General features: G+C 61.3%; 13 protein-coding genes and 1 pseudogene. 11 read left to right on the top strand and 3 right to left on the bottom strand.

Annotated features, from left to right (window positions below):
• Positions 1 to 34: 34 nt before the first annotated feature.
• Positions 35 to 514, bottom strand: coding sequence for a MarR family winged helix-turn-helix transcriptional regulator (locus FJV83_RS08765; RefSeq protein WP_095792937.1), 480 nt, complete (start codon positions 512 to 514; stop codon positions 35 to 37).
• Between the two features lie 390 nt (positions 515 to 904).
• Here FJV83_RS08765 and FJV83_RS08760 point away from each other — a divergent pair, with 390 nt between their 5' ends.
• Genes FJV83_RS08760 through FJV83_RS08740 form a run of 5 tightly spaced genes read left to right on the top strand, consistent with a single transcriptional unit; the run spans position 905 to position 5,397 of the window.
• Complete coding sequence (locus tag FJV83_RS08760; RefSeq protein ID WP_095792936.1) at positions 905 to 2,044, top strand: FAD-dependent monooxygenase; 1,140 nt, start codon at positions 905 to 907, stop codon at positions 2,042 to 2,044.
• Positions 2,044 to 2,868: an alpha/beta hydrolase gene (locus FJV83_RS08755; RefSeq protein WP_142885947.1), complete on the top strand. Its 825-nt coding sequence runs from the start codon at positions 2,044 to 2,046 to the stop codon at positions 2,866 to 2,868. Before FJV83_RS08760 ends, FJV83_RS08755 begins: the two co-directional genes overlap by 1 nt.
• Positions 2,865 to 3,620 (top strand): Asp/Glu racemase, encoded by a 756-nt coding sequence (locus FJV83_RS08750; protein ID WP_095775918.1) that lies wholly within the window; start codon positions 2,865 to 2,867, stop codon positions 3,618 to 3,620. Before FJV83_RS08755 ends, FJV83_RS08750 begins: the two co-directional genes overlap by 4 nt.
• Before the next feature lie 11 nt (positions 3,621 to 3,631).
• Positions 3,632 to 4,321, top strand: a complete 690-nt coding sequence (locus FJV83_RS08745; protein WP_095775919.1) for an N-carbamoylsarcosine amidohydrolase — start codon at positions 3,632 to 3,634, stop codon at positions 4,319 to 4,321.
• Between the two features lie 50 nt (positions 4,322 to 4,371).
• Positions 4,372 to 5,397, top strand: coding sequence for a leucyl aminopeptidase (locus FJV83_RS08740; RefSeq protein WP_095775920.1), 1,026 nt, complete (start codon positions 4,372 to 4,374; stop codon positions 5,395 to 5,397).
• A 98-nt stretch (positions 5,398 to 5,495) separates the two neighbouring features.
• Here the strand turns inward: FJV83_RS08740 and FJV83_RS37690 are convergent.
• Positions 5,496 to 5,777: pseudogene (locus FJV83_RS37690) on the bottom strand (shikimate dehydrogenase); the annotation flags it as partial.
• 159 nt (positions 5,778 to 5,936) lie between these two features.
• Here FJV83_RS37690 and FJV83_RS08735 point away from each other — a divergent pair.
• Positions 5,937 to 6,368 (top strand): substrate-binding domain-containing protein, encoded by a 432-nt coding sequence (locus tag FJV83_RS08735; protein ID WP_246691829.1) that lies wholly within the window; start codon positions 5,937 to 5,939, stop codon positions 6,366 to 6,368.
• 473 nt (positions 6,369 to 6,841) lie between these two features.
• On the opposite strand, the gene FJV83_RS08730 is transcribed toward FJV83_RS08735, so the two are convergent.
• Positions 6,842 to 7,207, bottom strand: a complete 366-nt coding sequence (locus tag FJV83_RS08730; RefSeq protein WP_142885948.1) for a hypothetical protein — start codon at positions 7,205 to 7,207, stop codon at positions 6,842 to 6,844.
• 152 nt (positions 7,208 to 7,359) lie between these two features.
• Here FJV83_RS08730 and FJV83_RS08725 point away from each other — a divergent pair, with 152 nt between their 5' ends.
• From FJV83_RS08725 to FJV83_RS08705, 5 genes are all read left to right on the top strand, one after another.
• Positions 7,360 to 7,830 (top strand): hypothetical protein, encoded by a 471-nt coding sequence (locus FJV83_RS08725; protein WP_142877196.1) that lies wholly within the window; start codon positions 7,360 to 7,362, stop codon positions 7,828 to 7,830.
• A gap of 905 nt (positions 7,831 to 8,735) precedes the next feature.
• Positions 8,736 to 9,557: an alpha/beta hydrolase gene (locus FJV83_RS08720; protein WP_142885949.1), complete on the top strand. Its 822-nt coding sequence runs from the start codon at positions 8,736 to 8,738 to the stop codon at positions 9,555 to 9,557.
• A gap of 75 nt (positions 9,558 to 9,632) precedes the next feature.
• Positions 9,633 to 10,619, top strand: coding sequence for an alpha/beta hydrolase (locus tag FJV83_RS08715; RefSeq protein WP_210248221.1), 987 nt, complete (start codon positions 9,633 to 9,635; stop codon positions 10,617 to 10,619).
• 169 nt (positions 10,620 to 10,788) lie between these two features.
• On the top strand, positions 10,789 to 11,703 hold the full coding sequence (locus FJV83_RS08710) for an alpha/beta hydrolase (RefSeq protein WP_142886065.1): 915 nt from the start codon (positions 10,789 to 10,791) through the stop codon (positions 11,701 to 11,703).
• A gap of 62 nt (positions 11,704 to 11,765) precedes the next feature.
• Positions 11,766 to 12,737, top strand: coding sequence for an MBL fold metallo-hydrolase (locus FJV83_RS08705; protein WP_246691828.1), 972 nt, complete (start codon positions 11,766 to 11,768; stop codon positions 12,735 to 12,737).
• Positions 12,738 to 12,759 lie beyond the last annotated feature (22 nt).

Raw genomic sequence — 12,759 nt, 5'->3', positions numbered from 1 at the left:
GACTTGCTGAAGGCTGCAAGCACTATGGCGTACTTCAGTCGTTCGGATCCGTATCCTCTCCGAGGAGGCGAAGCGTGTGGAGAAGTGCCATTCGTTCGGCAGGATTCAGGGGCATTAAGGTCAGTTCGGTGACATCTCTCGCATGCGGCACGACTGCTTCCAGCAATTGCAGACCGGCGGTCGTGATGGAGACTATTACCTTGCGCGCATCCGCGCCGTCCTTCGAAAACGCAATCAAGTCGCGATTCTTCAACCTGTCGATGATCCCACGAATTGTGCCCTGGTCGACGCTTGTTGCCTTCACGAGTTCGCTTTGCGACTGAGGGCCGCTGTCCTTTAGCGCACACAGTGTCGAAAATTGAACTGCCGTCAGTTGCGGATCGCCAACATTCGCTTGGAAGATTGCGAGATGTCGCTGGTAGGCCCGCCGAAGCAGGTAGCCGACCTGGTCCGTGAAAACATAGGGATCCGCATTCTCGATCCGATCCGCTTCGTTTGGCCTGTGATCCGGCACCGCGCGTTCCGCTCCAAAGTCGTAGCACCCGACGCATGCATAAAACGCCCGCGTTGCGCAAGGCAAGACAGCTTCCGTTGCTGCTTTTATGTCCGATTTGCGGGCCGCATTGCGCGAGAGTCTTTCGGCAGCCGGATCTGCGGGAGCCAAGACGCGGTTGCCCACGCTGCGTGCCTTTTGTAGGGCCGTAAGCCGCAGGGGAGTCCGGTCGTACAGGCGTGATAAAAAAGTGCATACACTATAATATCTGTTTTGCAGACGATGTCAAATCCCCAAATTTCCGCAGATTTTTTTACCGTCGTTCTATTTTTCGATTGACATTTAGAGTGTGTACTCTATAAATACACAGATGATCGTGGTTCTAAATTCACACGGAGGGTCAACGAGCCCATGCAAACGCAAATTGCCGTCATCGGCGCTGGTCTCGGGGGCGCTGCCGCTGCCAGCCTACTTCAGCAAGCCGGTTTTCATGTCGACGTCTTCGAACAGGCTCCAGCTTTCGCACGCATCGGCGCCGGCATTCACATGGGTCCCAATGTCATGCGGGTGTTTCGTCAACTAGGAATGGAAGACGCTGTCGTTGACATGGGGTCGAAGCCCGATTTCTGGTTCAGCCGTGATGGGCGCTCCGGCGAGTATCTTTCCCGAATTCGGCTCGGCGCGTTCGCCGAAAAAGAATATGGCGCTCCTTATGTGACCGTCCATCGCGGCGATCTGCACGCGCTCCAGGTATCGCTGTTGCGCCCGGAAAACCTGCACTTCGGCAAGCGGCTGGACGCGGTGATGGACAATGGCGCCGGCGTCGAACTCAGCTTCGCCGACGGCACTCGAGTCACAGCCGAGATCGTTATCGGCGCCGACGGCATCAATTCGAAGGTGCGCGAAGCACTGCTCGGCAAGGAAAAGCCTAACTACAGTGGCTGGGTCGCCCACAGGGCGGTGATTTCGTCCGACAAGCTAAGCCGCTACGGCCTCGACTTCGAAGATTGCGTGAAATGGTGGTTCGAGGACCGCCACATGATGGTCTACCACACCACGGCGGACCGCAGCGAATACTACTACGTCACCGGCGTCCCACACCCGGCCTGGGACTTCGATGGGGCTTTCGTACCCTCCAGCCGCGAAGAGATGCGCGACACCTTTGCCGGCTGCCATCCGGTGGTGGACTCACTGATCGACGCGAGCGACGAGGTCACCAAATGGCCGCTGCTCAACCGCAAGCCGCTGCCGGTATGGAGCGAGGGGCGGCTGGTGCTGCTCGGCGACGCTTGCCATCCAATGAAGCCGCATATGGCACAGGGCGCGGCCATGGCCATCGAGGATGCCGCCATGCTTGCGCGGTGCCTGGGCGAAACCGGGACCAGAGATCACGCAGCCGCCTTCGCCCTTTACGAAGCGAATCGCAGGGATCGCGCCTCGCGCGTGCAGGCGGTGTCCAATGCCAACACCTGGCTGCGCAGCCAGGAAGATCCGGCCTGGGTCTTCGGCTACGACGTCTATGGCGCCACGTTGAAGAGTGAGGTTGCCTGATGAGCGCCATGGCAACGTCGGGCGCGAACGTTTTCGCGAACGGCATCCGCCAGCACTACCGGCACCATCTCGGCGCGGGAGCGCCGCTGGTGCTGGTGCCGGGCATCACCAGCCCGGCCGTGACCTGGGACTTCGTCGCTGAAAGGCTTGCTTGCGAATTCGATGTCTACGTCCTCGATGTGCGTGGCCGCGGTCTGTCGCAATCCGGCCCAGGCCTCGATTACCAACTCGACTGCCTTGCCAATGACCTGACCGGCTTCATCGCCGCGCTCGGTCTTTCCGGCGTGACGGTGCTCGGCCATTCCATGGGCGCGCGCATCGCAATCCGCGCCGCGACGCGAAACCCGGCCGGTATGGCGCGGCTCCTGCTCGTCGACCCGCCCGTCTCGGGGCCGGACCGCCGCGCCTACCCGTCGAAGCTGTCCTGGTATGTGGATTCGATACGGCAGGCAGAAATGGGCATGGATGCCGAGGCGATGCGTGCGTTCTGTCCGACATGGAGCCACGAGCAGCGCGCGCTGCGCGCCGAGTGGCTGCACACTTGCTACGAACCCGCTATCGTTACCGCCTTCGAGGGCTTCCACACCGACGACATCCATCAGGATCTGCCCGGCCTTCCCGTCCCCGCTGGCATCATGGTGGCGACGCGCGGCGGGGTCATCGAACCTGCCGACGAAGCGGAAATTCAGTCGCTCAACCCCGGCATCTGCATCGAGCGCGTGCCCGATGCCGGACACATGGTCCCCTGGGACAATCTCGAAGGGTTTCTGGCCGCGGCTGACCACTTGCTCGGAACCGCTCTGGCAGCGAGGAAAACGGCATGACCACGAAACCGTTCCGGATCGGCCAGATCGTGCCGAGCTCCAATACGACCATGGAAACCGAGATCCCGGCGATGCTGATGGCGCGCCAGGCCATCCGCCCCGAGCGCTTCACATTCCATTCGAGCCGCATGCGCATGAAGACGGTGAGCAAGGACGAGCTTGCCGCCATGGACGGCGAATCCGACCGCTGCGCGGCCGAGCTTTCAGATGCGAAGGTCGACGTGCTCGGCTATGCCTGCCTGGTCGCCATCATGGCGATGGGGCTCGGCTACCATAGGCAGTCAGAGGCGCGGTTGCGCGGTCGCACGCAGGAGAACGGCGCCGACATCCCGGTCGTCACCAGCGCTGGCGCCTTGGTCGACGGCCTCAAGGTGATGAAGGCCAAGCGCATCGCCGTCGTGGCGCCCTATGTGCGGCCCCTGACCGAACTGGTGGTCAACTACATCCGCGAGGAAGGTTTCGACGTCGTCGACTGGCGCGCGCTGGAGATCCCCGACAACCTCGACGTGGCGCGACACGATCCGGAAAACCTGCCCGGCATCGTTGCCGGCATGAACCTCGAAGGTGTTGACGTGGTCGTGCTGTCGGCTTGCGTGCAGATGCCGTCGCTGCCCGTCATCGCCAAGGTCGAAGCCCTTACCGGAAAGCCGGTATTGACGGCGGCGGTCGCCACCACCTACGGCCTGCTGAAGGCGCTCGGCCTGGAGCCAGTCGTTCCCGGCGCCGGCGCGCTGCTTTCCGGCGCGTACTGAGGGAGACGGCCATGACTCAGCCGACAATTTCCATAGAGGCTGAAACGCAGTCGGCAGCCGACAACTACGGCGGCGTCTGGGGCAGTCGCATCGGCTTCGGTCGCAAGCCGGCGCTGTTGGTGATCGATTTCATGAAGGCCTACACGACCCCTGGCGCGCCGCTCTTCGCACAGGGCGTGGTGGAGGCCGTAGCGCGCACGCCCGAACTGCTGGCGGCAGCGCGCCAAGCCGGCGTACCGGTGGTCCACACCAACATCCTCTACCGCGCGCCGAGCTGCGCCGACGGCGGGATCTGGGTGAAGAAGGCGCCGGTGATGGCAGCCTTGGTCCCCGGCAGTCCGCTGGCCGAATTCTGCGACGGCGTCGAACCGTTGCCGGATGAACTGGTCGTCACCAAGCAGTATGCCAGCGCCTTCTTCGGCACGAGCCTGGCGCCGATGCTGCATGCCGACGGCGTAGACACCGTCATACTCGCCGGATGCTCGACCAGCGGCTGCATCCGGGCAACCGCAGTGGACGCAGTCCAGCACGGATTCCGAACCATCGTGGTCAGGGATTGCGTTGGCGACCGGCACGCCGGGCCGCATGAAGCCAACCTGTTCGACATCGATGCCAAATATGGCGACGTCGTCGGCCTGAAAGAGGCGCTGGACGAAATCGGGCGCGCCGGCCAGCGAAGAGCGCCCAAGCAGAACGCATAACTGAATCCCATGGGCCGCGACGCCGCCCACATTGCAAAGGAGATCGCTGGATGGACCGCAACGTTCTGACTGAAATCTGCCTGCACCAGCTCACGCTCAGCGGCGTGCACGAAGGCGAGAAGGTTATCGTCCTGTCGCAAGGCAGCGAGCGCCTCGACTATGCCGATGCGTTCCTCGCCGCCGGCCAGCGCCTCGGCGCACGCATGTACCACATGCGCCTGCCCCCGCCGCTGCCCGGCAATGGCGCCTGGGCGGTCGGCGAGACCGGCCTGGCCGCCAATCCCGAGGCGGTCGAAGCGCTGAAGCAGGCCGACATGGTCGTCGACCTCATCTTTCTTTTGTTCAGCCCGGAGCAGATGGCGATCCAGGCGGCCGGTGCGCGCGTCTTGACAGCCGTCGAACCCGCGCCGCTGCTTGCCCGGCTGCTGCCGACCAAGGAACTGCGCGAGCGCGTCGAAATCGGCGAGGCGCTTTTGTCGAAGGCCAAGACCATGCGCATCACCTCCCGCCACGGCACCGACGTGATCTACAGGCTTGGCGTTTATCCGACGGTTGGAGAATACGGCTACACCGACCAGCCCGGACGCTGGGACCACTGGCCAGCGGCCTTCGTCTTCACCGGCGGCGCTGACGACGGTGTCGACGGCAAGATCGTGCTGGCGCCTGGCGACGTGCTTTTGCCATTCAACACCTATGTGCGCGAACCGGTCGTCTACACGATCGAAAAAGGCTTCGTTCAAGACATCCGCGGCGGGCTCGAAGCCGAGCTGATCAAATCCTACATGGGCGAGTTCAAGGACCCGCGCGGCATGGGCATGAGCCATGTCGGCTGGGGCCTCGACCACCGGGCGCAGTGGCACGGCCTGACACAGTTTCCCGGCGGCATGGGCATGGAGTTGCGCTCCTTCTACGGCAACGTGATGTTTTCGACAGGCCCCAACAACGAACTCGGCGGCCCCAATGACACCGCCTGCCACCTGGACATTCCGATGCGCGGTTGCAGTCTTTTCCTGGATGACGAACCGATCGTGGTGGACGGAGACATCGTCGTTAAGGAAATGCAGCAAAGCCAATAGAGGAAACTGCCGGCACTCACGGAGTGCACCAGCGTCGTTCAAACCAACTCTTTCAACATTGGTGGGACATGCAACAGACACGACGCAGTTTTCTGACAATTGGATATGATGAGGTCGAACGACCGACCATCGGGCAAGAGCGCATCAGCGCAAGCCCGGACGCTCGTCAGTGAGACGAGGTCGAGCTTGACCAATCGTGGGCCCCATTCGCGGCATCACGCACGATTTCGGTCTCGGTGCGCGCCTTGTCGAGATTGCGCGCCGCCCCCACCACCTTGGCGCCCTACGCCACCACGCTTGCGCCGTCTCGATACCCAGACCCCCAGATACCCAGGTTACGAGATTCGTTTAGCTGAAAGGTCGACGCGGGAGCGCTCCATGCTTCAATCGGCGGATCTAAATACCCAAAGTGACGCCGACCGTGCCTTAGAACCGGCTGGCGCGCTCTTCCGGTTGAGGCGACTTCAAACCATGGCAAGAGCATTCCGGATTGACCGGAAGTCGTGCCGCGGTCTCGACGCATTGCTCTACAACTTCTCGTGCAGAAGGATCAGGCGAGCGCCGCCCGTCTCGCCGGCTATGCAAGGGCGATGGCCGAGGCCGGTATCCCGATCGACCAATCGCTGATCGGTCATGGCACGCTCACGATGGAATCGAGCGCTGCATGGTTCGATCACCTGCTGGCGTCGTCGGATCCGCCGACCGGCCTGGCATGCGCCAACGAACTGGGCCTGCTGGGAGCATTGCACGCTCTCGGCAGGCGCGGTCTTGAGCCTGGCCGCGACGTCCACATCGTCACGCGCGACAACATCCGGCTGGCACGCTTCCTGCCGGCGAAGATCGGCGTTCATTCCGTAGACATGGCAAATGTCGGGCATAAACTCATCGAGGTCCTGGCGAGCCGGATCGCAAATCCACTTGGGCCGGTCGCGGCAATTTTGGTGCAAGGCAGATTCGACCCGGCCGAATAGTCCGGCCGAAAGCAGATCGACGGCTTCGAGGTCTACCGGCGTCTTCATTGCCGCGGGCGGTTTCCCAGATCGCCTGCAGGCTGAACGGTCTAGATAAACTCGCGGTCGGATCGGCCGCGCGGTACTGACCCCGGATGCGGCCGATGCTGTCAGGTCGGCCGCATCTTTGCTTCTTAAGACACCGTCCTAAGCCCCAGCCTGCTGGAAGCCCGCTTCCTTGAAGCGCCTTGGCAGCAGGAAACAACGTTTTGGAATCGATGCGTAGTGCTCCACGGCGTTCCAGGGGGCCGATCAAACCCTGCAATGTTCTGGGCGATGGTGCCGGCGAAGAGCCTATCATCCTGTAGAACGCAAGCCACCACCTCGTGCTCCGCAGTTGGCTTGAGTCCCATGCAATATACCCGTTGGACGGCCGTCAGTTCAAAGTCGGAATCCGAATGCCCTGTTCATCGAAACGATGCAGGTGCAGTCGGTCAGGTGTCATCCGAAGCGTCCCTTCCTTCCTGCAGCAGGCAATCGAACCAGGCGAACGGCTCGCCCTGGATTATCTTGGCGAAGTCGGCCGCGAGATCGGTCATCGGCTCAGCGGCCTGATCGATCTCATCGACCCGGAAGTCGTCATCGTCGGCGGAGAAGCGGCCCGTTTTGGTCCGGCGCTTATCGAGCCCCTCCTTGCCACTGTCCGCGAATCCTCGTTCGCGACCCCGCCGCCGATTGAAATCGACTGGGACAACAACGTCTGGTCCCGCGGCGCTTCGGCACTCGCGATTCAGCAGTTCTTCGACTTCGAAAGCACTGCGGGGTTTGAGCGCGAGAGCGGAACCCGCCCAACCGGACATACCTGACCTCGAGGTCCATATCGATCTTGGCGGCGGCACACGTCCCGTTCGGCGGGCTTCTGACCAACGCGACTGAGAGCAGTGTAGAGCGCTTGCTTATTAAGGGGTTCGAGTCCCTTTGGGCAAGGCAATAACAATATATATACCCGGCCTTGCTGTTTCTGCAGTCGCTCGCGACGGATGATATAGAAATTTCAATCGCGGACGTGGCAAAAGCAGGGGTCGAACTGGCGCGCTTCCAAGAGGTAGTCGCCGTCAAAGGTGTAACGTGCGATCTGGAATTTACAGAGCTTGAGAAGGTGCCGGTCGGCGCTGAGCGGCTAGTTTATTCCGCACATATAACAGTGGGCGAAGCGACGTTCTGCGCCATCGTCGAACGACCCGTGATCAGCGAAGATGCTACAAGCCCACAAAGACGACTCGGACTTGGAAGCCCTCGCATTATCGAAAGCTATGCAGGGACAGGAGAGGTTGAGGTTCTCCAAAGCCAGTTGCAAGCTGATGTTGAACGGGAGATCAACCAAAGCAACCTTACGCTGGGCATTGCTGACATTCAGCCTGCCTTTGAGGGCAGCGAAATACGCATCTATGGGTCCCCGGGCTTCGACCGCGCTGACATTTAATTGCACCTGTTTCGGCTCGGTAGGTCGCTTGCCGACGGCCGCTACTACGGTGCGACTGTGAGCGCGGCAACCAACATGCAACTGGCAGATATCAACCCGGCAATGATCGCGAGCCAAGCCTATTGATCCAGCGAATTGACAAAACCTTGGTGAAGTCGGCGAGGACCGCAGGCAGACTGAGGCACGGGTGGCCCACAATGGGCCCAGAACGTTTTGGGTTGAGTCGAATTTTCGTCAACAAAATCAAAGATCATGGTGGGCCCGGAGGATGTTTGGAAAATAAGCTAAATCAAATGCTTAGGAATCAGTGGGATCGCGGAGTAATCAGATCTGTTCCAATGTTTTTCGATGTTATTGTCCCACCTACAACGCGACATTCATCCGATGAACGCGTCACTCACTTCAACGCGCGGTGAAGGATCGTGACGGTGTTCCAGTCTCACATTGGAAGGTCGAGGTAACGCCATCGACGACGCTCTGGGACGAGTAAGGATCGTCTCGATTGGGGCCGATTTCGGACTGTCAGCTTTTGGCATGGAACAGGCTAAAGCTGCCGTCCGCTGACAGCCAACCCAGCACATTGAGCAACTTCTGCTTACGCCTCAGAGATGAGTACATCTTTCCGTGGTGGTGAAGGAAAAGCCGCGATTCAGCGCCTGTCTAACGGACCAATTTCCGCAGCACGTTGTCATTGAGATTTAACGGGATTGTCCGAGCCTCTGGGAAAGCGTCGTTGGGCGTTCAATGCTTTTACAACACTAAGGCACCTTTCGTTGCAACAGACGGCCCAATCATGCCGACCTTTGTCTCCGCTTCGTCTTACACTTTCTAACGCCCTCTCTCGGATTCTCGTTCGATCCGCGAAATGCCGCGGCGTAAGCTGCAGGAAATGAGAGGACAGGTCCATGAGCACGATCAAGACCAAAGACGGTACCGAAATTTACTACAAGGACTGGGGATCCGGTCAGCCAATCGTGTTCAGCCACGGCTGGCCGCTGACCGCAGACGCCTTCGAGGACCAGATGTTCTTCCTGGCCTCGCGCGGCTACCGCTGCATCGCACACGACCGGCGTGGCCACGGCCGTTCCAGCCAGCCCTGGCAGGGCAATGATCTCGACACCTACGCGGACGACCTTGCGGAACTGACCACCGCGCTCGATCTGAAGGACGCGATCCACATCGGCCATTCGACCGGGGGCGGCGAGGTAACCCGCTATATCGGCCGGCACGGCACCGGGCGCGTCGCCAAGGCTGCACTGATCGGAGCAATCCCGCCGGTCATGATCAAGTCGGAAAAGAACCCTGGCGGCACGCCGATGGAGGCGTTCGATCAGTTGCGGGCTGCGGTCGTCGCTGATCGCTCCCAGTTCTGGAAGGATCTCAGCCTTCCCTTCTACGGCTACAACCGCCCCGGCGCCAAGGTCTCGGAGGGAGTCCGCCAGTCGTTCTGGCTGCAGAGCATCATGGCGGGCTTCCCGGCCTCCTATTTCTGCATCAAGGCGTTTTCTGAAACCGACCTGACGGAGGACCTCAAGCGGATCGATGTCCCGACGCTGGTGCTTCACGGCGACGATGACCAGATCGTACCGATCGCCGACTCCGCGCTCCTGTCCTCCAAGATCGTCAAAGACGCGAAGCTCGTCGTCTACGAGGGCGCTCCCCACGGTATGTGCACCACCCTCAAGGATCGCGTGAACGACGAGTTGCTCGCTTTCATTAAATCGTGACGGCATCGCGCGGACGGCGCCCCCAGGGTTGGGTTCGCAGCCTGAGCGCTCCGCGACAATGGAAAGGATAAAGCCGTGACCGAGACTTCGCACCTGCGCCTTGCTACGACATCGCGCCGCACCGTTCTGTTGGCAACAACAGGACTGCTTGCCGCGTCGGCTCTCGGCCTGCCTAGTCTGGGGGGTGCAAACAGCGCCGCCGCCGCCACCGTGAGTAAAAAGGGAACGCCTTCCGGCAGCATTTTCACCACCAGAGACGGCACGCGGATCTATTACAAGGACTGGGGCTCGGGGCAGCCAATCGTCTTTAGTCACGGCTGGCCGTTGTCCTCCGATGCCTTTGAAGACCAGATGTTCTTCCTCGCCTCGAATGGCTATCGCGCGATAGCCGCCGACCGTCGCGGCCATGGACGCTCGAGCCAGCCATGGCAGGGAAACGACATCGATACCTATGCCTACGATCTGGCCGAACTGGTCGCGGCGCTCGACCTGAAGCATGCCATCCATGTCGGCCATTCCACCGGCGGCGGTGAAGTGGCGCGCTATGTCGGCCGGCATGGAACGAAGCGCGTCGCCAAGGTTGTGCTGATCAGTGCCATACCGCCGCTTCGACTGAAGACTGAAGCGAATCCCCTCGGCGCGCCTATCGAAGCCTTTGACGGGCTCCGCCAGCAGGTTCAGGCGGATCGGTCGGCCTTCTGGAGTGAGCTGTCGCTGCCTTTCTACGGCTACAACCGGCCGGGCGCAAAGATTTCAGAAGGCGTGCGCGAGCAGTTCGTCCTGCAATGCATGATGGCCGGCATGCCGGCGTGCTATCTCGGCATCAAGGCGCAATCCGAAACGGACTTCACGCCGGACCTCAAGAAGATCGACGTTCCGACTCTTATCCTCCACGGCGAAGACGACCAGCTGGTGCCGATCGCTGACTCTGCCTTGCTGACGGCCAAGTTGATCAAGGGATCGGAATTGAAGATCCTGAAGGGTGCGCCGCACGGCATGTGCACCACCCGCAAGGACGAAATCAACGCCGCCCTTCTTTCGTTCATCCGTGCTTCGGCCTGAAGTCGCCACGCATTGGCCGAAGCCGCGCTACGCGGCCCTCCCCTCCCGCGTAGCGCCCCTTTTCCCGTAACCCCGGCCCCTGGCCGGCAAAGGAGCTGAAATGTTGAATTTCAATTCGAGGGTTGCCGCCCTGGCGCTTGCGTCCGTCCTGCTGTCGTCGACGGCGTCGATGCATATTGGAGCCCAAGCCGCATACGCCGCGGAGCAGGTTGTTCCGCCAACGGTCCACTATCGCACCGCCAAGGTCGAGGGTGTCGACATCTTCTACCGCGAGGCCGGCCCGGCCGACGCGCCCGTGGTCCTGCTGCTGCACGGTTTTCCGACATCGTCGCACATGTTTCGCAACCTGATCCCGACGCTGGCCGATCGCTACCACGTGATCGCGCCCGACTATCCGGGGTTTGGCCAAAGTGGCGCGCCCGATCACAAGGAATTCGCCTACACCTTTGGCCACTATGCGGACCTGGTCGACGGACTGCTCGGCCAGCTCGGGACGAAGAGTTACGCGATGTACGTCATGGATTACGGCGCACCTGTCGGCTACCGGCTCGCGCTCAAGCACCCCGAGCGCGTGTCCGGCCTCATAATCCAGAACGGCAACGCCTACGACGAAGGACTCAGGGAGTTCTGGGATCCGATCAAGGCATATTGGGCGGACGGATCGGATGCCCATCGCGAGGCGCTGAGCTTCCTTGTCGCGCCGGAAACCACCAAGTTCCAGTACACGGACGGCGTGTCGGACGTGTCGCGCATCGACCCCGACAACTGGGCGCACGACCAAGCCTTGCTTGATCGTCCCGGCAACAAGGACATCCAGCTCGACCTCTTCCACGATTATGGCACCAACGTTCCGCTCTATCCGGCTTTCCAGGCCTTCTTTCGCGACCACAAGCCGCCGACGCTGATCATCTGGGGCAAGAACGACAAGATCTTTCCAGCCGACGGGGCCGGTCCCTATCTGCGCGACCTGCCGGACGCGGAGCTCCATCTGATCGATACCGGCCATTTCGCGCTGGAGGACAAGCTCGACGAGATGGCGCCGCTGATCAGAAATTTCCTGGATCGCAAGCTCGCCATCAACTGAAGGTCGCCAAAGCCCGGCGCGTGCGCCGACAAGGCTCTCGCGCCCAATCGAGGACCATGACAATGCATGTTGCCCACCAGCATCTCCTTACCCGCCGTGGTTTCTGCCTTTGCTGCATCGGCACGTCGGCCATCGCGGCAGGCGGCGGATGGCTCAGCCCCCGCGCGGCCTATGCGGAGGCCAGGGGCCTTGTCAGCCTGATCAAGGACAGCGCCGCGACGTCGCCCATCACGGTCCATAGGCTGCGCAACAATGTCAGCGTGCTGGAAGGGTCGGGCGGCAACGTCGCCGTGCTAACCGGTCCGGATGGCAAGGTGCTCGTCGATGGGGGGATCAGCGTGTCGCGGCCGCAGATGACCAAGACGCTGCAGGCCATGTCCGCCGATCCTGTGACGCACCTGATCAACACCCACTGGCATTTCGACCATGCCGACGGCAATTCCTGGCTGGGTCCGGCGGGAGCAAAAATCATCGCGCACGACAACACACTGAAATACCTCTCGCAAGTGCAGCGCGTCGAGGAATGGGATTACAATTTCCTGCCGCTGGACGCCGTCAGCCTGCCGACGGACGTTTTCGCTGAGAGCCACGATCTCGAGCTCAACGGCCAGTCCATCGCGCTCAAATACTATGGTCCTGCTCACACTGACAGCGACATCTCCGTCACTTTTGGAGAAGCGGATATCGTGCATGTCGCCGATACGTTCTGGAACGGCGTCTACCCTTTCATCGACTACTCGACCGGTGGCAGCATCGACGGGATGATCGCCGCCTCGGACGCCAATCTCGCGGCGACGACCGACAAAACGATCATTATTCCCGGCCACGGCAAGCCGGTCAGCAACCGCGCCGAGTTGAAGGCTTTCCGCGACATGCTGGTCGGGATCAGGGACAACGTCGCCAAACTCAAGCGCGAAGGTCGGACGCGCGACGAGACTGTTGCGGCCAAGCCTACGGCAGTCTTCGACCCCATATGGGGCAATTTCGTCATCGACCCGGCCTTCTTTACTCGGTTGGTCTACGAGGGCGTGTGACTGAACCTGTACAAGAAGGAGG

The organism is Mesorhizobium sp. WSM4307 (assembly GCF_007003945.1).
Lineage (GTDB): Bacteria > Pseudomonadota > Alphaproteobacteria > Rhizobiales > Rhizobiaceae > Mesorhizobium.
The sequence above is the reverse complement of the archived record's forward strand: the minus strand, read 5'-3'. Positions and strand labels throughout refer to the sequence as shown.